The organism is Ruegeria sp. K7 (genome assembly GCF_056531785.1).
The window spans coordinates 549,742-574,846 of sequence record NZ_JBQFMJ010000001.1; the positions used below are offsets into that span (position 1 = coordinate 549,742).

28 protein-coding genes are annotated in these 25,105 nt (G+C 59.4%); 16 read left to right on the forward strand and 12 right to left on the reverse strand.

Translation table 11 applies throughout. The features are described 5' to 3' along the window. The first annotated feature begins 142 nt into the window (after positions 1-142). The 14 genes from ACR0FE_RS02695 (at position 143) to ACR0FE_RS02760 (ending at position 13,745) form a co-directional block, all read left to right on the forward strand. On the forward strand, positions 143-820 hold the full coding sequence (locus ACR0FE_RS02695; RefSeq protein ID WP_480910837.1) for an orotate phosphoribosyltransferase: 678 nt from the start codon (positions 143-145) through the stop codon (positions 818-820). Between the two features lie 200 nt (positions 821-1,020). Further along, the gene (locus tag ACR0FE_RS02700; RefSeq protein WP_170610722.1) at positions 1,021-2,511 is read left to right on the forward strand and encodes a replicative DNA helicase; all 1,491 of its coding nucleotides are present in this window, start codon (positions 1,021-1,023) and stop codon (positions 2,509-2,511) included. A 174-nt stretch (positions 2,512-2,685) separates the two neighbouring features. Further along, on the forward strand, positions 2,686-3,624 hold the full coding sequence (locus ACR0FE_RS02705) for an isopenicillin N synthase family dioxygenase (protein WP_480910839.1): 939 nt from the start codon (positions 2,686-2,688) through the stop codon (positions 3,622-3,624). A gap of 46 nt (positions 3,625-3,670) precedes the next feature. Then, entirely contained in the window at positions 3,671-4,705 is a 1,035-nt protein-coding gene (gene alr / locus ACR0FE_RS02710; RefSeq protein WP_480910841.1) for an alanine racemase, read from the forward strand. Next, positions 4,702-5,484: an MlaE family ABC transporter permease gene (locus tag ACR0FE_RS02715; protein ID WP_170610714.1), complete on the forward strand. Its 783-nt coding sequence runs from the start codon at positions 4,702-4,704 to the stop codon at positions 5,482-5,484. The genes alr and ACR0FE_RS02715 overlap by 4 nt, the downstream gene beginning before the upstream one ends. Beyond that, positions 5,481-6,227 carry an ABC transporter ATP-binding protein gene (locus tag ACR0FE_RS02720; protein WP_170610710.1) on the forward strand — a complete coding sequence of 249 codons (747 nt, stop codon included), beginning with the start codon at positions 5,481-5,483 and terminating at the stop codon, positions 6,225-6,227. The genes ACR0FE_RS02715 and ACR0FE_RS02720 overlap by 4 nt, the downstream gene beginning before the upstream one ends. A 225-nt stretch (positions 6,228-6,452) precedes the next feature. After that, on the forward strand, positions 6,453-6,893 hold the full coding sequence (locus ACR0FE_RS02725) for a hypothetical protein (protein WP_480910844.1): 441 nt from the start codon (positions 6,453-6,455) through the stop codon (positions 6,891-6,893). Continuing rightward, entirely contained in the window at positions 6,893-7,345 is a 453-nt protein-coding gene (locus ACR0FE_RS02730) for a paraquat-inducible protein A (RefSeq protein ID WP_480910846.1), read from the forward strand. Before ACR0FE_RS02725 ends, ACR0FE_RS02730 begins: the two co-directional genes overlap by 1 nt. 153 nt (positions 7,346-7,498) lie before the next feature. Further along, positions 7,499-8,281, forward strand: a complete 783-nt coding sequence (locus ACR0FE_RS02735) for a DNA repair protein (protein ID WP_480910848.1) — start codon at positions 7,499-7,501, stop codon at positions 8,279-8,281. 133 nt (positions 8,282-8,414) lie between these two features. Next, complete coding sequence (gene radA, locus ACR0FE_RS02740) at positions 8,415-9,779, forward strand: DNA repair protein RadA (RefSeq protein WP_480910851.1); 1,365 nt, start codon at positions 8,415-8,417, stop codon at positions 9,777-9,779. Positions 9,780-9,818: 39 nt separating this feature from the next. Then, the gene (locus ACR0FE_RS02745) at positions 9,819-10,388 is read left to right on the forward strand and encodes a CvpA family protein (protein WP_170610697.1); all 570 of its coding nucleotides are present in this window, start codon (positions 9,819-9,821) and stop codon (positions 10,386-10,388) included. A gap of 652 nt (positions 10,389-11,040) precedes the next feature. Beyond that, complete coding sequence (gene purF / locus ACR0FE_RS02750) at positions 11,041-12,564, forward strand: amidophosphoribosyltransferase (RefSeq protein WP_170610695.1); 1,524 nt, start codon at positions 11,041-11,043, stop codon at positions 12,562-12,564. A 245-nt stretch (positions 12,565-12,809) separates the two neighbouring features. Continuing rightward, positions 12,810-13,058 carry a hypothetical protein gene (locus ACR0FE_RS02755; RefSeq protein ID WP_480910854.1) on the forward strand — a complete coding sequence of 83 codons (249 nt, stop codon included), beginning with the start codon at positions 12,810-12,812 and terminating at the stop codon, positions 13,056-13,058. Positions 13,059-13,100: 42 nt separating this feature from the next. Continuing rightward, a complete protein-coding gene (locus tag ACR0FE_RS02760; RefSeq protein ID WP_480910857.1) occupies positions 13,101-13,745 on the forward strand; it encodes an SDR family NAD(P)-dependent oxidoreductase in 645 nt (214 codons plus the stop codon). Positions 13,746-13,806: 61 nt separating this feature from the next. Here ACR0FE_RS02760 and ACR0FE_RS02765 read toward each other — a convergent pair whose 3' ends face one another. The 4 genes from ACR0FE_RS02765 to ACR0FE_RS02780 all read right to left on the reverse strand — a co-directional run bounded on the left by ACR0FE_RS02765 (position 13,807) and on the right by ACR0FE_RS02780 (position 16,318). After that, the gene (locus ACR0FE_RS02765; protein WP_480910860.1) at positions 13,807-14,649 is read right to left on the reverse strand and encodes an ATP-binding protein; all 843 of its coding nucleotides are present in this window, start codon (positions 14,647-14,649) and stop codon (positions 13,807-13,809) included. A gap of 116 nt (positions 14,650-14,765) precedes the next feature. Continuing rightward, positions 14,766-15,641, reverse strand: coding sequence for a twin-arginine translocase subunit TatC (tatC, locus tag ACR0FE_RS02770; RefSeq protein WP_170610684.1), 876 nt, complete (start codon positions 15,639-15,641; stop codon positions 14,766-14,768). Further along, positions 15,638-16,096, reverse strand: a complete 459-nt coding sequence (gene tatB, locus ACR0FE_RS02775) for a Sec-independent protein translocase protein TatB (RefSeq protein ID WP_170610681.1) — start codon at positions 16,094-16,096, stop codon at positions 15,638-15,640. The genes tatC and tatB overlap by 4 nt, the downstream gene beginning before the upstream one ends. A gap of 6 nt (positions 16,097-16,102) precedes the next feature. Beyond that, complete coding sequence (locus ACR0FE_RS02780) at positions 16,103-16,318, reverse strand: twin-arginine translocase TatA/TatE family subunit (protein ID WP_170610679.1); 216 nt, start codon at positions 16,316-16,318, stop codon at positions 16,103-16,105. Positions 16,319-16,537: 219 nt separating this feature from the next. On the opposite strand from ACR0FE_RS02780, the gene ACR0FE_RS02785 reads away from it, so the two are divergent. Beyond that, entirely contained in the window at positions 16,538-16,843 is a 306-nt protein-coding gene (locus tag ACR0FE_RS02785) for a hypothetical protein (protein ID WP_170610676.1), read from the forward strand. A gap of 21 nt (positions 16,844-16,864) precedes the next feature. Continuing rightward, the gene (locus ACR0FE_RS02790; protein ID WP_480490080.1) at positions 16,865-17,536 is read left to right on the forward strand and encodes a helix-turn-helix transcriptional regulator; all 672 of its coding nucleotides are present in this window, start codon (positions 16,865-16,867) and stop codon (positions 17,534-17,536) included. Between the two features lie 61 nt (positions 17,537-17,597). Here ACR0FE_RS02790 and ACR0FE_RS02795 read toward each other — a convergent pair whose 3' ends face one another. From ACR0FE_RS02795 to ACR0FE_RS02830, 8 genes are all read right to left on the reverse strand, one after another. Continuing rightward, positions 17,598-18,761: a M23 family metallopeptidase gene (locus ACR0FE_RS02795; RefSeq protein WP_170610969.1), complete on the reverse strand. Its 1,164-nt coding sequence runs from the start codon at positions 18,759-18,761 to the stop codon at positions 17,598-17,600. 63 nt (positions 18,762-18,824) lie between these two features. Further along, a complete protein-coding gene (locus ACR0FE_RS02800; protein WP_170610670.1) occupies positions 18,825-19,475 on the reverse strand; it encodes a protein-L-isoaspartate(D-aspartate) O-methyltransferase in 651 nt (216 codons plus the stop codon). After that, entirely contained in the window at positions 19,472-20,254 is a 783-nt protein-coding gene (surE, locus tag ACR0FE_RS02805) for a 5'/3'-nucleotidase SurE (RefSeq protein ID WP_480910865.1), read from the reverse strand. Before surE ends, ACR0FE_RS02800 begins: the two co-directional genes overlap by 4 nt. A gap of 121 nt (positions 20,255-20,375) precedes the next feature. After that, on the reverse strand, positions 20,376-21,464 hold the full coding sequence (locus tag ACR0FE_RS02810) for an ABC transporter ATP-binding protein (protein ID WP_480905388.1): 1,089 nt from the start codon (positions 21,462-21,464) through the stop codon (positions 20,376-20,378). An 80-nt stretch (positions 21,465-21,544) separates the two neighbouring features. Next, positions 21,545-22,591 carry a methyltransferase domain-containing protein gene (locus ACR0FE_RS02815; RefSeq protein ID WP_480910868.1) on the reverse strand — a complete coding sequence of 349 codons (1,047 nt, stop codon included), beginning with the start codon at positions 22,589-22,591 and terminating at the stop codon, positions 21,545-21,547. Between the two features lie 106 nt (positions 22,592-22,697). Then, complete coding sequence (locus ACR0FE_RS02820) at positions 22,698-23,810, reverse strand: hypothetical protein (protein WP_480910871.1); 1,113 nt, start codon at positions 23,808-23,810, stop codon at positions 22,698-22,700. Between the two features lie 2 nt (positions 23,811-23,812). Beyond that, positions 23,813-24,592 carry an SDR family oxidoreductase gene (locus ACR0FE_RS02825; RefSeq protein WP_170610654.1) on the reverse strand — a complete coding sequence of 260 codons (780 nt, stop codon included), beginning with the start codon at positions 24,590-24,592 and terminating at the stop codon, positions 23,813-23,815. Positions 24,593-24,665: 73 nt separating this feature from the next. After that, positions 24,666-25,028, reverse strand: a complete 363-nt coding sequence (locus ACR0FE_RS02830) for a nuclear transport factor 2 family protein (RefSeq protein WP_170610651.1) — start codon at positions 25,026-25,028, stop codon at positions 24,666-24,668. Between the last annotated feature and the right edge of the window lie 77 nt (positions 25,029-25,105).

Consider the following 25,105-nt stretch of genomic DNA (forward strand, 5'->3'; position numbering starts at 1 on the left):
CACCTAGGCCCGTCCAGCAGCCCGCAAGGGCAAAAGCGGACCTTATTCAAGGTCCGCTTTTCTTTTGGGCCAACCCCTCTCGACAGCGCCCCTTTGGACGGGCTATCAGCCCGCAACGTCATTTCAGCCCCGAGGTTCCGCCATGATCCCCAGTTCATTTCCCGACAGCACCGAAATCGCCCGTTTGACCGCGCGGATGCTACTGGAGATCAGGGCCGTGCATTTCAACGCACGCGAGCCGTTCACTCTGGCCAGCGCCTTGCCCAGCCCGACCTATATCGATTGCCGCAAGCTGATCTCGTACCCGCGCATCCGTTCGACCTTGATGGATTTTCTGACCGTCACCGTGATGCGTGATGCGGGCTTTGAAGCATTCGACAACATTGCCGGCGGCGAAACCGCGGGTATCCCCTTTGCCGCCATGGTTGCAGAACGCATGGCTCTGCCGATGACCTATGTGCGCAAGAAACCCAAAGGCTATGGCCGCAACGCCCGGATCGAAGGAGCCATGAGCGAAGGCGAACGCGTTCTGTTGGTCGAAGACTTGACCACCGACGGCGGCTCGAAGCTGTCTTTCGTCGACGCGATCCGCGAAACCGGCGCGACCTGCGGGCATACTGCCGTTATCTTCTACTACGGCATCTTCCCCGAAACCGAAAAAACTCTGGGTGATCATGGGGTGCAACTGCACAGCCTGTGTACCTGGTGGGATGTTCTGGCCGAGGCCAAGGCGCAGAAAGCGTTTGATCAGGAAACACTTGATGGGGTCGAAGCATTCCTGAACGATCCGCGCGGCTGGCAGGAAGCGAATAAGGGCTGACGTGACGCAAACCGTTTCCCAATCGGAAACATTGCCGAATACGCCCAACGCTCCATCCACAACATGTTGACGGACCCCTGCCCCATCCTGCAATATGATGGGGCGGGAAGATATGCACAGGCTATCCCCAGAAAACATACAATTTGCGCCGACTCAGGGCGCTGCGTTATGGCCTCTGTCCAAGGGGCAAGAGAACAGCAATGAACGAGATCAGCAGTATCGAGCAGGCAGCGGCGCAAATTCAGAACGCCGAAACAATGCCGCACTCCATCGAGGCCGAGCAGCAGCTTCTGGGCGCGATCCTGACCAATAACGACCTTTATGACCGGGTAGCCTCGATCATCGGGGCCGAGCATTTCTATGATCCGGTCCACGCCCGCATCTACGAAGTCGCGGCCGCGCGCATCGCCAAGAATGCGCTGGCCTCGCCTGTGACGCTGAAATCTTTCATGGCCGAGGATGAAGGCCTGAAGGAACTTGGCGGGCCGGCCTATCTGGTCAAATTGGCCGGCGCCTCAATCAGCGCCTTCGCGGTGCATGACTACGCGCAAATGATCTATGACCTCGCCATCCGGCGCGAACTGATCCGTCTGGGCCGGGACATCTCGGACAAGGCGGCGCGGGTTGACGTTTCCAGCGAACCAAAAGAACAGATCGTCGAGGCCGAGCAGCAGCTTTACCAGTTGTCCGAGCAGGGCCAGACCGAACAGGGTTTTCAATCCTTCCTCAAGGCGGTCACAGAAGCCGTCAATGTCACCAACGAGGCGTACCAGCGCGGTGGCGGCATGGCAGGGATTTCCACCGGTCTGGCCGATCTGGACAAGCAACTGGGGGGCCTGCACCCATCGGACCTGATCATTTTGGCGGGCCGCCCGTCGATGGGAAAAACATCGCTGGCGACCAACGTGGCCTTCAACGTGGCCAAAGCGTACAAGCGTGGCTTGAAGTCGGACGGCAGCGAGGGCGCGGTTGACGGTGGAGTGGTCGGCTTCTTCTCGTTGGAGATGAGCGCCGAGCAGCTTGCGGGTCGGGTTCTGGCCGAAGCGTCCGAGATTTCCTCGCACAAGATCCGCCAAGGTGACATGACCGAAGCCGAATTCCGCCGCTTCGTCGATGCTGCCAAGGAGCTTGAGGCGTGCCCCCTGTTCATCGACGACACGCCCGCCCTGCCGATTTCACAGCTGGCCGCCCGCGCACGGCGGCTGAAACGCACCCATGGGCTGGACCTGCTGGTGATCGACTATCTGCAACTTTGCCGCGGCATGTCCGACAACCGCGTCAACGAGATCGCCGAGATTTCGATGGGCATGAAAGCCATCGCGAAGGAACTGAACATCCCGGTGATCGCGCTGTCTCAGCTTTCCCGTCAGGTCGAAAACCGCGACGACAAGCGCCCACAACTGTCCGATCTGCGGGAATCGGGATCGATCGAACAGGATGCGGACGTGGTGATGTTCGTGTTCCGCGAGGAATACTACAAGGAACGCGAAAAGCCCGGCGATCACGAGTTGGAAAAGATGGAAGAGTGGAAGCAGGCCATGGAACGCCTGCACGGCAAGGCCGAAGTCATCGTCGGCAAGCAGCGTCACGGCCCCATCGGCACGGTCGAGCTGTCCTTCGAGGCCCAGTTCACCCGTTTCGGAAATCTGGTCAAACCCTGGCAACAGGGCGGACAGATCGAAGGGTATTGATCCCTTGACCTGGGCAAACTGATATGCACGGATCGGGCCATGCTGTTTTGTCTTGCTCATAAACCCCGTCGCGTGGTGCTTGAACGCCACTTCGGGCACCGCCGCAAACGCTTTGCCGGATAGATCGGGGGCATTTTCTGCCCCTGCAATCTTCCTCAACAAAGCGAAAGAACAATGACAGAATTCACTGAAATCCCCGTCATCCGTCTGGGCGCGCGCCCCGAGGATGAAATCGCAGCCGATTTTCGGGCTGCTTATGGAACAACAGGCTTCGGCTATATCGAAGATCACGGCATAGATGCCGATCTGATCAGCGATGTCTTCGAGGTCTCAAGACAGTTTCACGCGCTACCGCTTGACGAAAAACTTGCGATCGCCGTTGACCGAACCCACCGCGGCTATATCGCCATCGATACGTCAACGGATGTAAACTCGACCCTGGCCGATGTGACCAAACCCAATCAGTCGGCAAGCTTCATGATGATGCGCGAAGACCCAAAGGCCGATCCCGGTATCTACCTGTCGGGCCCGAACCGGTGGCCGGATCTGCCGGGTTTTCGGACCACGCTGGAGGCCTACGCCCGCGCCATGTCCGATCTGGGGCGCAGGTTGATGAGAACTGCCCTAAAGGCCAGTAGTGCCACCGATTTTTCTGTTCTTTCGGCCTTCGACACTCCGACCATCTGGCTGCGGTTGCTGCACTATCCACCGCAATCTGAAGCCAGCCCTGGTGATCTGTTCGGCTCGGCACCCCATACCGATTTTGGTTGCCTGACCTTGCTGGCGCAGGATCAGGTGGGTGGATTGCAGGTCAGAACCCCTGCCGGAAATTGGGTCGATGTCCCCACACGCCCCGGGGCATTTGTCGTCAATGTCGGGGATATGCTGCATCGGATGTCGAATGGCCGCCTGTTGTCCACACCGCATCGCGTCATCAACCGTTCGGGTCGTGAACGATACAGCGTGCCGTTCTTCTTTGACCCGCATGTGAGCACAATTGTCGAACCTCTGCCCGGCACCGGCGCCCCCGGGTTCAAGCCTTTGTTGTTTGCCGATTTCCTGCGATCTGAGCTTGAAGCTGCTTATGAGGCCCATAAACCCGAGGGGAATTGAAGCATTCCCTCTTGACCTGCCGCGATCCAATGTCATGAACAGTTCCATGAGTACTGCACGTTTGACGATCAATCTTCAGGCGCTCGCCAGCAATTGGCGGGCGCTCGACGCAAAAACGGATGTCGAAACCGGCGCCGTGGTCAAGGCGGATGCCTATGGCCTGGGTGCCGGGCCTGTCTCGGCGACGCTGGCCGAAGAAGGCGTCCGGAAGTTCTTTGTCGCCGTCGCCGAAGAAGGCGCCGTTGTCCGGCAGGCGGTCGGCCCCGGTCCGATGATCGGCGTGTTCTCCGGCCATATGGAAGGCGACGCCGATCTGCTGCGGGATCACGATCTGACACCATTGATCAACTCGCCCCAGCAGTTTCAGCGCCATTGCGAGGCACTGCCGGATCACGGCTTTGGCATTCAGCTCGACAGCGGCATGAACCGTCTGGGATTGGAACCTTCCGACTGGGCCGCACTGCGCCCGCAGGCCGAGGCGCTGAACCCGGTCGTGGTGATGTCACATCTGGCTTGTTCGGACGAGCCCGATCACCCTATGAACCAACAACAGTTGCGCACCTTCCGCGAGATGACAGACGGGGTTGCCGCTCCCAGATCGTTGGCGGCCACCGGCGGCATCTTGCTGGGACCCGAATTCCATTTCGACTTCTGTCGCCCGGGCGTCGGACTATATGGCGGTCTGCCGTTCGCCGCCGCAAAACCCGTCGTGACAGCCGATCTGCCTGTTGTGCAGACCAGGGATCTGGCCGTGGGTGAAACCGTTGGCTATGGCAACAGCTGGACCGCGCGCCGACCGTCACGGATTGCAACCGTCGCGGCTGGCTATGCCGACGGGCTGCACCGCGCCATCGGTGGCGGCATAGACATGTTCTCTGGCAATCAGCCATGCCCCGTGGTCGGCCGCATCTCGATGGATCTCATCACCGTCGATGTCACCGACCTGCCGCATGCGCCCGAGCGTCTGCGCATTCTGAACGGACATCAAACCGTGGATGATCTGGCCGAGGCCGCAGGTACCATTGGCTATGAAATCCTGACCTCACTGGGCAACCGATACTCCAAGGGCTACGTGGAATGAACCCCCTTTCCCTTCTGGGTGGTCTTGGACGCGTCGTCCTGACCATGCTGGCGGCATTCGGCCGTGTCGGACTGTTCGCGTTGGATGCGGTCTCTCATATCTTTCGCCCGCCGTTTTACCCGCGCGAATTCGGCATCGCGCTGCTGAATATCGGCTGGCTGTCGCTGCCCGTCGTCGGCCTGACCGCGATTTTCACCGGCGGCGCGCTGGCGCTGCAGATCTACGCGGGCGGCGCGCGTTTCAATGCCGAAGCCGTCGTGCCCCAGATCGTTGCGATCGGCATGGTACGCGAGCTTGGTCCGGTGCTGGTTGGCCTGATGATCGCCGCGCGCGTAACTTCGTCCATCGCCGCCGAGATCGCGACAATGAAAGTGACCGAGCAGATCGACGCGCTGGTCACGCTGTCCACGCACCCGATGAAATACCTCACCGCACCACGTGTGTTGGCGGCGCTGATCACCGTGCCTGCTCTGGTCGCGGTTGGCGACGTAATCGGCATCATGGGCGGCTATACGGTCGCCACGCAAAACCTGGGCTTCAACCCGGCGGCCTATCTGAAAAACACCGTGGATTTCCTGGAAACCCGCGATATCGTTTCGTCGCTGGTCAAAGGTGCAGCCTTCGGCATGATCGCAGCCATCATGGGATGTTACTACGGCATGAATTCGGGCCGCGGCGCGCAGGGCGTGGGCCGCGCCACCAAGGGCTCGGTCGAGGCCGCCGCTGTGCTGATCCTCGCCGCAAACTTTGTTCTGACAGGGGTGTTCTTCTCGCTATGATCCGGATGGAGAACGTACAGAAAGCCTTTGGCGACAATCAAGTGCTGCAGGGCATGAACCTTGAGATCCCCAAAGGCACCTCGATGGTCATCATCGGCGGTTCGGGCACCGGCAAGTCCGTGGCGCTGAAATGCATCCTCGGCCTGATCAAGCCCGACAGTGGCATGATCTATGTCGATGGCAAAGACGCCACTAAGGGTGACCGAGATGCGTTTCTTGCGCGCTTTGGGATGCTGTTTCAGGGGGCTGCGCTGTTCGACTCCTTGCCTGTCTGGCAAAACGTCGCCTTCCGCCTGCTGCGCGGTTCGCTGAAACGCCCTGCTGATGAGGCGCGCGAAATCGCCATCGAGAAACTGCGGCGCGTGGGCCTGAAATCCAACGTCGCCGACCGCTTTCCGGCCGAACTGTCGGGCGGCATGCAAAAACGCGTGGGCCTCGCGCGCGCCATTGCTGCCGAGCCCGAAATCATCTTTTTCGACGAGCCCACCACGGGATTGGACCCGATCATGTCTGGCGTCATCAACGACCTGATCCGCGAGATTGTGACCGAGATGGGCGCCACAGCGATGACCATCACCCACGACATGAGCTCGGTCCGTGCGATTGCCGACAACGTGGCCATGCTGCACGGCGGCGTGATCCAGTGGACCGGCCCGGTCGGCCAAATGGACGCCTCGGGAGATCCTTATGTGGAGCAGTTCATAAGTGGCAGTGCCGAGGGGCCGATTGAGGCGGTGCGGTAATTCGAAGACTAAGGTAGAACCATGAAAGATACGATTATTTTAATGAAGATTCATGAGTCTGTTGAAGAGCTAAGACAGTTAAATGGCGGGTCACTAAGTTCTGATACGAAACGCAATCACTCATTGAATACTGAGTACGCGCGACTGTAATCAAGGATTAGAAGCTTGGCGAAAAGGGTCGAAATCGAGTTGCCATCACCCTCACAGAGTTCGACTGAGGGTGCGATGGATACCATGCTAGACGAAGTCAAATTAATTGAAATCGCAATTGCTCTGCGGTTGGGTGAAGCCGAAATAGAAGAAGAACTTCATCAAGATACCATCGAGTTTAGCTTGGAAGAAATTGCCAAAATCGAAGACCTCATATCTAGAGCTAGAAAGCAAATTAGAGTTTCCGAGCTATTTAATGAGGATCACAAAGATCGTCTCCTTCGAAGGTTAGAGAAAATTCAAGCTGAAATTCATAAAAAAGCCAGCGATTTAGATGTTGCGCTTGCAGCAATGGTAGAAATTGGAACAGCTGTTGGTGATACTGCAAGAAATGCAGAACCAGCAGTTGGATTGATTGAGAGAATTGTTGGAATGTTTAATTTGAAAACAGCTGAACCGCTTCAATTGCCAGCTCCTCATAAGCAAATTGAGGACTTGAGACCGCCTGAGGAATAATGACCCTCCGCCTCGCCACCCTCTCGCTCCTGATCCTCTACCCCATCGCATGGTTCGCCCCGCTGATGCGAGCCGGTCTACTGCCGATCTTTGGCCTCAGCGAAATCAGCGTCATCACCGGCCTGCAATCCCTCTGGAGATCCGACGTCTTCCTCGCGCTGATCGTCACCGTCTTCGCCCTCTTCGCGCCCTACGTCAAAACCATCGGCACCGCGCTGATCCAATGGAATCTGCTGGACGCCCGCGTCCAACCCGCGCTGAACATCCTCGGCAAACTGGCCATGGCCGACATTTTCCTCATCGCGCTTTACATCACGCTGGCCAAGGGCATCTCCTACGCCACCATCGAAACGGCGTGGGGTCTTTATCTGTTCACGGGCTGTATTCTGGCGTCAATCGCCGTGGGCCACGTTACGGAAATGACATGCAGTTCACGAAATCCTCAGGTCTAATTGATTGAAATCATTATACTGAGTATCATCTTCCTAATTCGAGCAGTTTTGTTTTTGTACCTTGCCGGTCCTTTGCGGATCACGTTGTGTGTTTGACGAACCCCGCCGCCCGGACCCGGCCAGTGCCGGTTTGCGAGAAGGAGTTGGGACGTCATGGACGCCATCCATACTATCACATTGCAATGTCAGAATGCCTTTCTACGACTGACTTTTTTCCTGATCTGCGCGTCGGCCCTCGCAGCGGTTTTGGCCACCACTCTATCGGCCGCCGGTGTCTGGCCCTGGTTGTCGGTGCAGGCCGGAATTGCAGGGTCCGGCACGATAGATGCGGGCATGTTTGTCCAGATCGGCCTGACTGCACTGATTCTCATGCTGGCCTTCTACCTGCCCTCAAACGCCAGAATGATGGCGCTGGAAAAGACGCATCGCAAGTTTTCCCTGAACATGCAGGATGTGATCGATGCCTATCAGGTGGCCCATGCCGCCGACCGCTGCGGAGCCTTCGCGCTTGCCTCCGAGTTCGACGCGGTTAAGGAACGCCTGGCCTTTCTGCGCGATCACCCGGACCTTCAGTCGCTCGAACCCGAGGTTCTGGAACTGGCCGCACAGATGAGCCAGGTCAGCCACGAACTGGCACAGACCTATGGCGCGGACAAAGTGGCCCGCGCCCGCACCTTCCTGAAACAACGTCAGGAAGAGATCGAGCTGTTCCGTCAACGAATCGAAGATGCCCAGACCGTCCAGCACGAGCTGCGCCAGTGGACCCGCGATATCGAGATCGAGGAATCCATCGCCAAATCCCAGCTTGCGCGCCTTCGCGACGAACTGTTCGAGCTTCTGCCTGAACTTTCGACCCAATTGCAAACACCGCCCGACGGAAGTGACCCCGGCGCCGCAAGCGTCATTGCCATGTCACCGCCCCGGGCCGCCGAATAAGCCACCCACCCCGGCGCGCCAGCGCCCGCCATGGCCGACGGCCCGCAGGGCCCGAGGTCGTGGCCGCCACCGGCGGTGAAGAAAGCCCCGCAAGGGCTTGAAGAACCGTCCCGGCTCGGGCACGAATTGCGCCATGGCTAAAACGACTTCTTTCTCCTGCAACGCCTGCGGCGCGTCGCATTCCCGCTGGTCCGGACGATGTGACGCCTGCGGTGAATGGAACACCATCACTCAGGAAGCGCCCCTTTCCGCCGGCCCGGCTAAGAAATCGCTGGGCGGCAAGCGTGGACAGGCCGTAGCGCTTTCCGACCTGTCGACCGAGGAAACACCCCCGCCGCGCACCCTGTGCGGCGTCGAGGAACTGGACCGGGTGTTGGGCGGCGGTCTTGTGCCTGCCTCGGCCCTGTTGGTCGGCGGCGACCCCGGTATCGGCAAATCCACCCTGCTGTTGCAGGCAGCGGCCAGATTTGCCCGGGCAGGCGTTAAGACGATCTATGTCTCGGGCGAAGAAGCCAGCGCGCAGGTCCGCATGCGCGCGCGCCGTCTGGGGCTGGAAGACGCCCCCGTGCAACTCGCCGCTGAAACCAACCTGCGCGACATCCTGACGACGCTGGAAACAGAAAAGCCGGGCCTCGCCATCATCGACTCGATCCAGACCATGTGGGCCGACAATGTCGACAGCGCCCCCGGTTCAGTGTCACAGGTCCGCGCCGCGGCCCACGAGCTGACGACCTTTGCAAAGCGCCACGGGGTCTCGATCATCATGGTTGGCCATGTCACCAAGGAAGGCCAGATCGCCGGTCCCCGCGTGGTCGAGCATATGGTCGACACGGTGCTGTATTTCGAAGGCGAGCGTGGCCATCAGTTCCGCATCCTGCGCGCGGTCAAGAACCGCTTTGGCCCCGCCGACGAAATCGGAGTGTTCGAAATGACCGGCAAAGGGCTGGCACAGGTCACGAACCCCTCGGCCCTGTTCCTGTCGGAACGTGGCACACCCAGCCCAGGCTCGGTCGTCTTTGCCGGGATCGAAGGCACCCGGCCCGTGCTGGTGGAATTGCAGGCCCTCGTCGCGCCCTCGCCGCATTCCCAGCCCCGCCGCACTGTCGTCGGGTGGGACAGCGGAAGGCTTGCGATGATCCTCGCCGTACTCGAAGCCCGATGTGGTATCCCCTTTGCCGGTCTCGATGTTTACCTGAACGTGGCAGGCGGGCTGAAAGTCAGCGAACCCGCTGCCGATCTGGCCGTGGCTGCAGCACTGCTCAGCGCGCGTGAGGACACTGCCTTGCCCGCCGACACGGTCGTTTTCGGAGAAATCTCGCTTTCCGGGGCACTTAGACCGGCCCCGCAGACCGAAAACAGGTTGAAAGAAGCGCAAAAACTTGGTTTCACGGCGGCAATTGCTCCGGCAGGTGGCAAAACCGGCACTGTGGCAGGTCTGACACTCACCCGACCCTCTGATTTGGTCGGGTTTGTTGGCGAAACCTTCGGAGCAGGTTAAAGTCCCGCCCGAGGGGCAGAAAACGAACAGGCGAGGGCCATGGAAGGTTTTACAATAATTGACGGGGTAGTCGCCCTGATCGTCGTGCTGTCGGGCATTCTGGCCTATTCGCGCGGCTTCATGCGCGAGGTTATGGCCATCGCAGGTTGGGTCGCCGCCGCAGTTCTGGCCTTTATCTTCGCACCACAGGCCGTTCCGCTGGTCAAGGAAATCCCGGTCGTCGGAGACTTCCTGCGCGACAGCTGCGAATTGTCGGTGATCACCGGCTTTGCGGGTGTCTTTGCCATCGCACTGATCGTGGTCAGCATCTTCACGCCGCTGTTTTCATCGCTGGTCCAGCGCTCGGCGCTTGGCGGCCTGGATCAGGCACTCGGTTTTTTCTTCGGCATCGCGCGGGGCATTCTGTTGGTGGCCATCGCCTTCTTTGTCTACGACACGGTGATGACCGGCCAAAGCTATACCATCGTTGACGAAAGCCGTTCGGCCAAAGTCTTCGAACAGTTCAGTGGCAAGATCGAAGAGCAAAACCCCGAAGCGGCCTTAGGTTGGGTTACGACCCAGTATGAAGAACTGGTCGCCAGCTGCACCGCAGGCAACTCGGAAGGTTGATACGCCTTATCAGTTGAGTTTGCAGACAGGCCCGGCAATGCCCGGGCCTTTTTTTGTTTGCGGGTCTCAGACAAACCCCTCGCCGCCGCAGACCGTGCATCGGATCGTTTTTAGCCCAAAACATCCGTCGCATCTGCTTGAGATCGGTTTGCCAAGGATATCGCGGCTTTTGACCACTTCTCCGGCACCGTTGCAGATCTGGCATGGCGCACGTCCCATGCCCCGGCATCGGTGACATCGGCGCTTTGCTGGGGCCGCTTCCTTGGCCTTTGGCTTATGCTGCCACATAGGTAACATCCAGTCCGGTAACAAACCGCCTTAACGGTCGGCATTGTTCGCATGACAGCATAAGTCGGAAAAAATGTCATCTTCCGCGTGAATTCAGACAAATATTGGCCTGCGGCAAATCGCGATTGTGATCGTTAGATGACACACGCGCCGTTAGGTATTATGTGGAACCCAAACCGACATGGAATCGGAGCTGCCGGTCTTGCTGTATCTGTTTTCTTTCGCGCTTGCCCTTTTTGCGATGGCGCGACTTTGCCGTTCTGAAGACTGGCGACAACGGGTACAAATACCATCCGGCAAATACTCCGGTTCCGGCCATTGAGAACACTCACCACAAGAACGTCATAGGAATTGGAGCCCGTACATGTGTGGGATTTTGGGGATCGCAAGCAGGACACATGATGTCTTTGCGGAAATCTATGACGGGCTGCTGATGCTGCAGCACCGGGGTCAGGACGCCTCGGGCATCGTCACATATAACGGTGAGTACTTTCGTGAAAAGAAGGCGAACGGGCTGGTCAAGGACGTCTTCAACGCGCAAGACGCCGAAACCCTTCTGGGGAAAACCGGTATTGGTCATGTCCGCTATCCCACGGCAGGTTCGCTCAGCGCGGCCGAGGCGCAACCGTTCTTCGTGAACGCGCCTTACGGCATCTATCTTGTTCATAACGGCAACATCACCAACACCGCAGAACAGCGCGAGAAGGTCACCGGCAAATACAGCCGCCACCTGCGCACCACATCCGACTCGGAAATCCTGCTGAATGTTCTGGCCGACAAGGTGGCCGATGCAATCAAGGTCAACGGCAATGCCGAGCCCATTCGCAATATCTTTGCCGGCGTAAAGATGACGATGGAGCGGGTTCAGGGTGCCTATTCGGTGATCTGTCTGGTTGCCGGCGTCGGCATGCTGGCGTTCCGCGATCCCTATGGAATCCGTCCCCTGTCCGTTGCCAAACGCGATGTGGACGGAGATGGCGACGACTATGCCTTTGCGTCCGAAGACGTGGCATTCGGCATCAACGGCTTTGACAAGCTGCGTGACGTGAAACCCGGTGAGGCGATCCTGATCGATCTGGAAGGAAACATGCACGCGTTCCAGGCGGTTGAGGGCCAACTGACCCCCTGTATCTTCGAATACGTCTACCTTGCGCGGCCGGATTCGCTATTGGACGGCGTTTCGGTCTACAAAACACAGATGCGCATGGGCCAAACGCTGGCCCGCCAGATCGAGGCTGCCGGTCTTGAGATTGATCGCATCATCCCTGTGCCGGACAGCGCACGCCCCGTCGCGCTCGAGGCCGCCAAGATCACCGGCATCCCCTATCGCGAAGGTCTGGTCAAAAACCGCTATGTCGGGCGCACATTCATCATGCCTGGCCAGCAGGAACGACAGAAATCCGTGCGCCGCAAGCTGAATGCCATTCCGCTTGAGTTCGAGGACCAGAACGTTCTGCTGATCGACGATTCGATCGTGCGCGGCAACACGATCAAGAAAATCGTCCAGATGTGCCGCGAGGCCGGCGCCAAAAAGGTGTACGTCGCCAGCGCCTCGCCCCCGGTCAAATACCCGAATGTCTACGGCATTGACATGCCCACCAAGCATGAACTGATCGCCAACGGCAAAACAATCGAGGAAATCCGCCAGGAACTGGGCGCGGACGCCCTGTTTTATCAGGAACTGGATGACCTGATCTGGGCCGCGAAAGAAGGCAATCCCGAGATCAAGCAATTCGACTGCTCGTGTTTTGACGGCAATTACCCAACCGGAAGTGTCAGCGAGGAATATCTTGAAAGCCTCGAAAACAGCAGCCGGGTCAGCCAGAAGAAACAGGATATGATGGTTGTCGGCGGGTCGTGGAACGCAGCCAAGCTCGCGTCTGGTTGAACTGCGTCAACTGACACGATCCGGCCGCACGATTCGAACTAACACACTGCCCGAAAGCTATTTATGAGTGGGTTTCCGCTCACAACCCCGCGGCGAACACGGCATGAATCCAACCGGTTCCTTCCAGCGTGATCATTTGCCCGTGTCGCCACGTTCGACCGGGCTTTTGTTCGTCGAACGCATTTGGTACGCGCAAGCCAACCACCACCCGATAACAGGGACCGGGCCCTGCCCGGCCAGAACTTATGTCGAACTCCAAAGTGAAGGCCGCAGCCACCCAGAAAGGTGCGCTGAAAAAGGGGTCTGTTTCCCTCCTTGGGGTCTTTGGCCCCACCACGAATATGCGCGCATTGATGCGGATGTCTTCGGGCCGCGTAAAAGAGGTCAAAACCGGCAGCCGAGTGGCTTCGGGCACTATTGTTGCGATTGATGAAGACGGCGTCATGCTGCGACAAAGCGGCCAAACGCACCGGATTGCCATTCCCGGCTCGTGATCGCGACTTGACGCCCTGCGCGCACGGGTCCAAACCGCAACCATGACTGATCAGACCAAAATCGCCCTCATCACCGGGGCCTCGCGCGGGCTGGGTGCCGCTCTGGCCGAAGCGTTGGCACCCGAACACCACATTGTTGCCGTTGCCCGCACCACGGGCGGGCTTGAGGAACTGGACGACCGCATCAAGGCCAAGGGCGGCAGCGCCACTCTGGCGCCGATGGACATTGCCGATCCTAACGCCATGGCGACCCTGTGCCGGGGCATTCACGACCGCTGGGGCAAGGTCGATCTTTGGCTGCACACCGCAATCCACACCTCGGCCCTGACACCCGCGCATTTCATCGACCCCAAGGAATGGACCAAGGCGGTTAATACCAACGCCAACGCAACCTCGGTGCTGATCCCGTATATCGCGGCGCTGCTGGGCGAAGCCGGCCACGCCGTGTTCTTTGACGACCCCAAGGCGGGCGAGAAGTTCTATGGCATCTACGGCGCAACCAAGGCCGCGCAGATGGCGCTGGCCCGAAGCTGGGCGGCCGAGACCGAGCGGACAGGACCGCGGGTTTCTATCGTGGAACCTGCGTCAATGCCAACCGCCGTGCGCGCCCGCTTCCATCCCGGTGAAGACCGCGATGTATTGACCAGCGCTGCGGACGAGGCCGCGCGTATTCTGGCGCTGCTATAGGAATGGCCCTGACGGGCCATGCCTCCGGCGGGGATATTTTTGGCCAGATGAAGCGAGCGGGTCAGGCGATATGAACACCGTTGCGTCCGGCCAGATCGACGAAGAACTGCCAGGCCACGCGACCGGACCTTGCGCCACGCGTGGCCTGCCATTCAATGGCTTCGGCCCGAAGGGTCTGAGCATCGACCGAAACGCCGTAGGCGGCGCAGTATTGGTCGATCATCGCCAGATACTCATCCTGATCACAGGGATGGAAACCCAGCCACAGGCCGAACCGGTCCGACAGGGAAACCTTTTCCTCGACCGCTTCGGAGGGGTTGATGGCGCTTGAGCGTTCGTTCTCGATCATGTCACGTGGCATCAAATGGCGACGGTTCGAGGTGGCATAGAACACCACGTTCTCGGGGCGGCCCTCGATACCACCATCCAGCACCGCCTTTAGCGACTTGTAGTGTTGGTCGTCATGGCTGAACGACAGGTCATCGCAGAACAGAATGAACCGGTAAGGCGCGGCCCGCAGATGGTTCAGAAGACGCGCGACCGAGCCCATGTCCTCGCGCTGCAATTCCACCAGTTTGAGGTCTGGATGCACATGCTGCAAAGTGCCATGCACAGCTTTGACGAGGCTGGATTTCCCCATTCCCCGCGCGCCCCACAGCAAGGCGTTGTTGGCCTTGAATCCTGCAGCGAAACGGCGCGTGTTGTCCAGAAGCGTGTCACGAGAGCGGTTGATCCCCACCAGCAGATCCAGATCGACCCTGTTGACCTGCTCGACCGGCGTCAGGCGATCCGGCTCAACATGCCAGACAAATGCCGATGCCACGGCGAAATCGGGCGCGGCCAGCGGTGCAGGTACCATACGCTCCAGCGCGTCGGCGATACGGTTCAGGGCTAGGTCGTCCATCGGCTCCTCCGGTCATCTCTGCCTGTGTCAAACCATGTTCGCCCGGACGCAACAAGGGCCGGCAAGAAAAAGGCGCGCCAGAAACCGGCGCGCCTGATCCAATACTTTCAGCAGATTTACCTGGCGTCTTCTTCCTTTACGATCTCTTCGTCTGCTTCTTCTTCGTCGTCATAGTAGCCATCGGCGCGCAATTGCTCTTCGCGCTTTTTCTCGACCCGAGCCACCAGGAATATCGAAATCTCATACAGCCCGTAGACCACGACGAACAGGATGATCTGGGTGATCACGTCCGGCGGTGTCACGATGGCGGCCAGCACCAGAATGCCAACGACCGCGTATTTGCGCACCGCGCCCAGCCCCTCGGCGCTGACCAGCCCGGCCTTGCCCATCAGGGTCAACAAAACCGGCAACTGGAAGCACAGGCCAAAGGCCACGATGAACTTGATCGTCAGGTTCAGGTATTCCTGCGCTGAGCCCTGGAACACCACACTCAGCGGCGCTGCGTTTGTTCCGTCGGCAACCGCTTCGCCTTCCGCTCCGAATTGCTGGAAGCCCAGGAAAAAGTCATAGGCCAAAGGTGTGACCACGTAGAAGGCAAAGCTTGCCCCCAGCAGAAACATGAAGGGCGACGCCAGCATGAATGGCAGAAAGGCGTTCTTTTCCGACCGATAAAGGCCGGGCGCCACGAACCGCCACATCTGCATCCCGATATAGGGAAAAGCCAGCATGAAACCGCCCAGCAACGAGACCTTGATGGCGACAAAGAACCCTTCCTGCGGCGATATGAAAATCAGCCCGCAATCCTGTCCACGCTCGGTCAGTACCTCGCACAGTGGCTGCGTCAGAAAGTTGAAGATCGGCGTGGCCACCGTAAAGCAGATGATCATACCGATCAGAAACGCCACCACGCAATGGATCAACCGTGTGCGCAGTTCGGCCAGATGCTCGATCAATGGGGCCGAGGTATCTTCGATCTCGTCGGTCTTGGTCATGTCTTGCTTTCAGTGTTCAGCGCCGCTTCCGCCTCTTCTGCCTTGGCCAACGCGTCTGCGGCTTCTTTCGCCTTGCGGTCGGCGGCGGCGCGAGCCGTTGCGGCCTGGATCTTCTTGGCCTGTTCCGCCCGTTCCGCGGCCAGTTTGCCGGTTTCGCTGTCCGGGTCGAACTTGGTCGGATCCATGCTTTTGGCCATATCCTGCGCGGCCTGCTTTACCCCGTCCATGGCGGTGTTGACAGGATTGGCAGCGGCATTCAGACCCTTCTTGATCTCGTTCACACCTGCCTGGTCCGCCGCTTCGTTCATGGCGCTGGAAAACTCACGCGCCATACCGCGCGCCTTGCCGACGAATCGACCGACATTGCGAAACAGAACCGGCAGGTCTTTGGGCCCCACCACGATCAGCGCAACGATGCCGATGACAAGAAGCTCGGTCCAGCCCAGATCAAACATCCGCGCTTAGACCTTGTCTTTCTCGGTCTCGGGCGTGACATCCTTGGCCAGCTCGGACGCGTCCTGTTCAATCTCTTCCGTTCCGTCCTTGACGCCTTTCTTGAACGCGGTGATGCCTTTGCCCACTTCGCCCATCAGCGAGCTGATTTTACCGCGGCCAAACAGCACCAGCACCACGACGGCAATCAGCAGAAGGCCGGGAAGACCGATATTGTTGAGCATGTCTTTTCTCCTCTTGCGTCGGCGCCACGCGCCGGAAATGTGAACTGGGTCCGTGTCTACGCCTGCAAAGCGCTCTGCAAAAGTGAGGCAGGTCAATTCCGCGCATAAATGTGAACCGGTGGCGCGGTTTTTGCGGACTCGCAATTCTCAACTGACAGGTTTATGTCAGTTGTAAAGGGCTAGGCAGAGGGCATCGAAACCTGGTCAACGGAGAATCAAATGACCCATGTTGCTGAAATCGTCACCTTTACCCTTGCCAACGGAACCACCCCGGAAGAGTTCGTGAAACTCAGCCAGGCGTCCGAGGCATTTGTCCGCGCTGCCCCCGGATTTGCCCATCGCCAACTGAGCCAGGGTGAGGATGGCCGTTGGACGGATTACGTGATCTGGACAGACATGAAGGCGGCCAAGGATGCCGCAGCGCAGTTCCCGCAGCAGGATTTTTGCGCGGGCCTGATGGCTGCCATCAACCCCGAAAGCATCCAGATGCGCCACGAGAATGTGTTATGGAACATGACCGCCTGAGGCAGGTCAGGACGGTGCGTCATGCGCCGCTCTGACCGCCTGTTCGACATCATCCAGATCCTGCGCGACGGCAAACTGCACCGCGCGCAGGACATCGCGGACCGGCTCGAGGTGTCGGTCCGCACCATCTATCGCGACATGGACACGCTGGTCGCCTCGGGCGTTCCGGTCGAGGGCGAACGCGGCGTCGGCTATATGGTGCGCGAGCAGATCACCCTGCCTCCGTTGAACCTGACCCCCGCTGAACTCGAGGCGCTGAACCTCGGCATGGCGATTGTGGCCGAGGCGGCCGATCCCGACCTTAAATCCGCTGCTGAATCACTGGCCGACAAAATCGACGCCGTGCTGCCCACTCAGGTCGTGGCCGAAGCCGACAGCTGGAAGTTCGCCGTCTACCCCTTTGCCGACGCCGCGCGCGGACTGGCGCATATGGCCCCGATCCGCGCCGCAATCAAATCCCGCCAGAAACTGCGCCTGTCCTACCGCCGCATCGACGGCGTCCTGACCGATCGCGTGATCCGCCCGCTGCACATGGAATACTGGGGCCGAGTATGGACCCTCACCGCCTGGTGCGAGCTGCGAGACGGTTTCCGCGTCTTCCGTATCGATCTGATCGAGGCAGTCACACCAATGCCCGAGATCTTCCCCGACGAACCCGGCAAAAGGCTCAGCGACTACGACCCGCACAGCTGACCGGCTTCATCTTTTTCAAAATACTCCCGCCGGAGGCATGGCCCGGAACGGGCCATTTCCGTCACTTGAGGTAAGGCTCGGGATCGACGGCTTCGAACCCCTGCCGCACCTCGAAATGCACATAGGCCTCGTCACCGCCCCGCAGGGCCGCGATTTGCTGTCCTCTCCGGACCCTGTCGCCTTTCTTGACGGCAACGTCGGCAACATTGGCATAAATCGTAACCAGATCATTGCTGTGCTTCACCAGAACGATCGGAACCTGATTTGCGTCCTCCGTCACAGCAGCCACAGTCCCGGCATCAGCTGCCTTGACCGGCGCCCCCGCACTCGAGGCGATGTCGATCCCCTTGTTTTTGTTCTTGTCGAACGTGCGGATGATCGTCCCGCTGACCGGCAAGGACAAGGCGGCGGTGCTGGTGTTTGTCGGCGCTTCCGCCGTCACATCAGGCGCTTCGGCCAATGGCGCAACCTCTTCGTCCGGCAAGGGCTGCGTGGCACTGGGGGGTGTCGGCGTCGGAGATCCCTGCCCCGGCTGCGTGACATTCGTTGCAGTAGTGGCCGCTGCCGCGGACCTGCGTGGCGCTGGCTGATCCTTGACCGGGATCAGCAGGTACTGGCCCTCGCGCACAGTGAAATCGGACCCAAGACCGTTCCACTCCGCCAGGGACTCCACCGGCACCTGATACAAACGCGAAATGGTATAGGCCGTTTCCCCACGCTTGACCTTGTGCCGAACCGGTTCGGGCCCCACCGGTGCAGGTGTGGGTGATACAGGCTTTGCCGGCTCCAATGTCGTGGTCTGAACACCCCCGCTCTCGGGAGCCTCATCAATGGCGGACCCGGCCAGGGCTGCAATATCGACGTTGCTGCCGCCGCCGACCGAACGCGGCAGCGCCAGAACTTCGCCATCGCGCAGAGGGTCAGTGACATTCAAACCGTTGAACCGGGCTAGTTCCAACGGAGGCAGCCCAACACGTGCGGCCACGTCATTGACGGTATCGCCGCCGCGGGCCACCGCGACCTGATAGTTGGGATAGGTGATGACCCCACGCGCGTCAGGAGCCGGACGATTGCCCGTGGCCGCCAGCGCCGCATCGGCGGTCGAAAATCCGCCTACATTGCCCCGCAGGTCATAGTCCAATGGCCCCTCGCACCCGGCAAGAATTACCAATGCCGTCGCTCCAAGGGCGCACCGGCGCATTGCTGATTTGGAAACTGCTCTCATCATGCTGTCCTCAACGCCTGCCCCTGTTTTCCGGGGTTCCGGCGCATAGTTCGGAAATATCAACTACGCCCCATCCTTCCCAAGCCCTTCCAGCAAGGGCACAAAACGGACAGGCAACAATTCATCATAGTCCAGCCCGGTTTCGGTTCGCCTGACCCGGATCAGAGTCTGAACCGCATCCGACTGGCCCACCGGCAACACCATAATACCGCCGATTTTAAGCTGCGCCAAGAGCGGCCCGGGCGGGTCTTCCGCAGCGGCGGTCACAATGATCCGATCGAACGGGGCCTGCTCGGGCAGACCGTACGATCCATCCGACAGCATGGCCGTCACATTTGTCAGGCCCAGTTCGCGAAACAACTCACCGGTTTCGCGCACCAGGCGCTTGTGGCGTTCAACCGTGTAAACCCGGCGCGCCAGCTTCGCAAGGATCGCCGCCTGATAGCCCGAGCCGGTTCCGATCTCCAGAACTGTGTCCCTTGGCCGAACCTCCAGCGCCTGCGTCATAAGCCCCACGACCGACGGCTGGCTGATCGTCTGACCACATGCAATCGGCAGGGGTGTATCCTCATAGGCGCGTTCCGCGAACAGGCCCTTGACGAAGCGGCCCCGGTCGATCTGTTCCATCGCCGCCAGAACGCGCGCATCCGTCACCCCGCGTTTTCGCAGGGCGAACAGAAACTGCATGGTTGTTTCAGGGTTAAGTCCGCTCATTCGATCGCCTTCAGCGCCTCCAGCGTATCATGCGCCGTCAGGTCTGCCCGCATCGGCGTGACCGAGATGTAGCCTTCCAGATTGACCGCCGCGTCGGTCCCCGGAGCGGTCGGGTTATGCTGATACCCGCCCTTGATCCACAAGAACCGCCGCCCCGAGGGCGAGCTGTGCGATTCTACCGAAAAGCATGTGTCCCGGCGATACCCCTGCGCTGCGACACGGGTGCCCAACACTTCATTCGCAGGCACTGGTGGGAAATTCACGTTGTAGAACAACCGGTAATCGCCCTGCTCTTGCGGTGTGGCATCCAGAATGCGCCGGACAAGATCCGCGCCGAACCGGCCAGCGGCCTCGAACGGATCCTCGAGGCCCAGATTCCGGGGGCCAAAATATTGCGACAGGGCAATCGCAGGCACGCCCTGTAATGCCGCCTCCATCGCGCCGCCGATGGTCCCGGAATACAGCGTGTTCTCGGCCGAGTTGTTGCCCCGGTTGACGCCGGACAAAACCAGATCGGGCCGCTGGTTCTTCATCACATCATGCAGGCCCGCAAGAACGCAGTCAGCGGGCGAGCCTTCGGCGGCAAAGCGACGCTCGCCCATTTTGGCGATCATCATGGGATGGGTATAGCTGATGCAATGACCAACGCCGGACTGTTCGAAGGCCGGGGCAACGACCCAGACCTCTCCGCCTGGCCCTGCCAGTTCGGCTGCAATCGCCTCAAGCGTGATCAATCCCGGCGCATTGATGCCGTCATCGTTGGTCAGAAGAATACGCATGTGCCCGAATTACCCCCGCGTTTCGCCCTTGATAGACCCAGCCCCACGCTGCGGCAAGCAATGCACGTCCGCAATCTGCGGCTTTCACGCACCACTTGGCACTAAACTGAGCCATAGCCCCTCAGACCGGGAATACGAAACACCGGTTGCGGCGAACCGTCAGCCACATGACCCGACCCGGGCTAGGTACAAAAACATTCGGAACAGTGGCTTTCAGGGTCGAGCCATCATGATCCATCTCAAACTCGACAAGGCTTTCATTGCCCAGAAAGCGCGCGCGCTGCACCACCCCACGCGCAGCAACCCCATCCGTGTGCGTCGGCAGCGGCCCCTTGCCGCCCCGGTCGAAGTCCAGTCGCACATGCTGTGGTCGAAACACTATCTCGACATCGGTGCCATCCGGGACACCCGGCGCCAGAAACTGCCCGAAAGGCGTTTCCGCCAAAGCTCCGTTCACCTGCGAACGCAACACGTTGACATCGCTGAAAAAAGCAACAGCCGCCTTGTCTGCCGGACGCGTATACACGTTATACGGCGCGCCCTGCTGAATGATCTTGCCGCGGCGCATCAGGGCAATCTCATCGGCCATACGCATCGCCTCTTCGGGCTCGTGCGTTACAAGCACCACCGCCGCGTCTTCTTCCTTGAGGATGGCCAGCGTCTCATCCCGGATGCCATCGCGCAAACGATTGTCGAGGCCCGAAAAAGGCTCGTCCATCAACATGATGCGCGGGCGCGGTGCCAGCGCGCGGGCCAGCGCCACGCGTTGCTGCTCACCACCTGACAGGTGATGCGGAAACCCATCGATGAACCGCATCAGATCGACTTTGGTCAGCAGTTCCTCGACCCGGGCGCGTTTTTCCTCTTTCCGGCCTTTCAGACCGAACGCAACGTTGTCCGCCACGCTCAGATGGGGAAACAGGGCAAAATCCTGGAACATCAACCCGATCTCGCGCCGTTCCGGCGGGACACGGAAAACCGTGTCGCAGATCAGCTTGCCGTCGACGTAGATCTCGCCCGAGTCCTGCATCTCGACCCCGGCGATCATGCGCAGCGTGGTGGACTTACCACAGCCGGACGGTCCCAGCAGACATGTTACCTGCCCTGCCTGCACCGTCAGCGAGACGTTATCCACCACGACCTGACCGTCATAGCGCGCGACCAGATTGCGAATCTCCAGACGAGGAGGAGGAGTTTTCTCTACTGTCACCGATGAACCCCGTTGCCTTTCCCGATCAAATTCATCGGGCTTGGGCGGGGATAACAACCCCGCCCCTCAGGCGCAAGGGATCAGCAGCATCCACCAGAGGCGGCTTCTCCTGTGGCTTCGAACGGACTTTCGCCCCCGCAACCTTCGAAGATGCCATAATGAGTCGAGAAATCACCAATGAACTCGAAATGCCGTGCAAAGCGCGTATCGTGCAGCATCATCCAGGTGTTGCCGCAAACCGGGTAAACCTTGCCGGTTTCTATGGCATGGTGGTCGTCCAGCTCAAACAGATGCGGCGCGTTGGGAATGGTGCCCTTGTAGATCACGGCCTGACCGTAATCCTCGCAGGCAGGTTCCAGATCAGGCAGCTTGAACAACCGGTAGGTGGCCGAAAGAAAATTCAGTGGCGCGACGCGCTCTTCCAGAACCGGATTTTCAATGGTCAGCGGACGGTGCGTCACCCGGCGCGGATCACCAAACCCGGCCTTGCGCGCCATTGACAGGAAGTCGTTCCAGTACAACGCCCCGGACAGGCACTCGCCGTACAGAACCTTATCCTCAGCCATGGCGGCAGGAACACGGCGGTCAGCGTACACGTCCGAGAAATACATCTCGCCGCCCTCTTTCAGCAGCCGATGCGCGCCACGCAGAACAGAATCCTTGTCGGTGGCCAGATTAATAACGCAGTTGGACACGATGATGTCGAACGATCCGGGCTCAAGATTCAGTTCGTCCAGCTTTTCGATGTAGCCGTGATGGAATTCCACATTGCTGGCGGCATATCCGAACGCATTTGCGTGATAGTCCTGATGCGCCCGCGCGACGTCCAGCTGTTCCGGCGTCATGTCCACGCCAACGACGCGGCCCTTTTCGCCGACCATGGCGGACAACGCATAAACGTCACGGCCCGCACCGCACCCCAGATCGAGGATCGACATTCCTTCCAGGTCCAGCGGCGCAATCAAGCCGCAGCCGTAGTACCGTGTCAGCACCTCGTCATGCACCCGGGACAGAATCTTCTTCAGATGATCCGGCATGTCATCGGGCGTGCAGCATGCGTTGGTCTGCAAATCCGAACTGCCTTGCAGGACTTCGCCATAATAGTTCTGCACCGCCTCATGCTTCATCACCTGAATCCTTTCCTCAGCCCCTGTTCAGCAGCTAGTGCAAGACCGGCTGGCGCGCAATCAGGCGACCGCCATTCTGACAAAAGCGTGAGAGCTTCTTGCCGTCTCAGCCAAGCAGTTCGAAATCCGCACCGGCGCGTATTTTTCCATTCACCTGAATCTCCAACCGGTGCATGCCCGGCACCAACCGAAAGGTGCTGGCATCGCCCTTCAGCTTGTGTTTCTTGGCCAGTCTCAGTGTGCCGTCGCGCAGAACGGACTGTTTCAGCTTGTGAACTTTGGGTGAAATTTTTCCGCCAGGCCTTTGAAAGTGAATGATATAATCAACCAAAACTGGTTGATCTCCTGAACCTCTCAGATCAACTGAAAACTCCAGCGCCTCACCAATCCTGGCATCCCCATGCAGGTCAACGCCGACGATCAGTTCGGCATCGGGATCATAACCCAGCATCTTCATCGCCCTTGCATGGCCCGATTTCACCAGCCCGCGCAGGGCATGAGAGGTCATCCAGCTTAGCTCGTCAGCGTTCTGCCGGCCGTCCGACAGCCAGATCTGCAATCGATCCAGAGCCAGATCCGGGTCCGTTTTGGTGATATCGTTCAGATGGTTCGCCACAGACCGCGTGACATATCGCGTGTTGTCGCCGTGCAACCTGTCCAGCAGTGGCACCGGATCGCTCAACTCCAGCCCCACCGCCTGCCCCCAAGGCAATCGAGGCCGCGTGCCTTCACTGACCAGACGACGCACGTGATAACTGGAATGCAAGCACCAATCCTGCATTCTCTCGATCACAAGATCCGGGTGGGCGTTCAAAAACGGTCTGATCGCCCATTCCATCGAGAACCGCTGCGTCAGTTCCTCAAGTACATCCAGTGCCAGATCGGGGTAGTTCAGCCCTGCCGACACCACCCAATCGCCCAAGGGCGCAAAGATGAAATCTCCGAAATCATCATCGGTCTTGTCCGGATCCAGAGGCGGCGGCAGCGCGCGCAGGATCACCGGGGCCACATCAGGCAATTCACCGGGAACTGCCTGTTGCAGGCACTCGGCAATCCAGGCCATCCGCTCTTTCAACTCAAGTTCTGGCAACCGCTGCATGACACGCGCCTGAAAGGCAGGTGCGTCAAAACCAGTATCAGAAGCTGAGAATAAACCCGCAAGATAGCTGGTTTTTTCCGCGTTGAACAATTGGTCCTTAAGTGAAAACCCCTGCGCCATGCTCACATCGTCAGATTGGTGCCGCCGCCATCCAGCAGGATGTTCTGTCCAACGATGAACCCGGCATGTTGCGAGCACAAAAATGCACATGCCGCGCCGAATTCCTGCCGCGTGCCATATCGCCGGGCAGGAATGGTCGCCTCGCGTTCCGCGCGCGCCTCATCCATTGAAATCCCCTTCTGCGTCGCGACGCCGCCGTCCAGCGACACCGCGCGATCCGTGGCATGAATACCCGGCAGCAGATTGTTGATGTTAACCCCGCGCGGGGCCACCTGTCGGGACGTCCCGGCTACATAGCCCGTCAGTCCGGTCCGCGCCGCGTTCGACAAACCCAGCGCCGGGATCGGCGCGCGCACGGATTGCGAGGTAATATTCACCACCCGGCCCCAGCCTTTGTCCATCATTCCCGGCAGCAGTGCCTTCATGAACGCAATCGGCGTCAGCATGTTGCTGTCCAGCGCCTTGATAAAATCATCCCGATCCCAGTCTGACCACAATCCGGGCGGTGGCCCACCGGCATTTGTCACAAGAATATCAACACCCTGCGCGGCGTCTATCACCTGGTTCTGCCCCTCGGCCGAGGTCACGTCGCAGGCCACCGTCAGCACGTCAACGCCATGTTCCGTTCGCAACCGGGCGGCTTCGGTCTCCAAAGCATCTGCCCCGCGCGCGTTCATCACCAGATCGACACCGGCTGCGGCCAGGGCTTCGGCACAGCCAAGACCCAAACCCTTGCTACTGGCACAGACAAGTGCGCGTTTTCCACGTATTCCCAGATCCATCCGATCCTCCCCATCTGTTGTTGACCGCATGTCTAGCACCGGCCAGACAGGGAAGACCAGAAGTCAAAGCGCGTCAGTAAAAGAACTCTTCGCGCACGATCTTTCCATTGGCGACGTGATAGATGCCTACCTCTTTCATGTCGAAGCTTTCACCGCTTTCCTTGACGGTGCCCTGCACTTCAAAGATCACGGCAAAACGGTCGTCGCCGTGCGGGAACGGATCGCTGACGGATGCTCCGGACACCTCGTGCGCACTTTCCCACCATTCATGCTTGCCCCGGATCGCATCGCGGCCATGGGTTTCACGGCCCATGCCTTCCATTTCATGCGCTTCTACCGAAACAGCATCCTGCGCATAGAGTTTCTCCAAATTCTCCTTGGCCCGGTTTTCGCGGCAACCGGCAACCAGTTCGTCGGCAATCTCTTTCAAATTCATCGATATTCCCCGAAATTTGTTCACTATATGTTCTTATTGCCATAACGGTATGATTCGAACCAGCCCCTTTGTCTTGC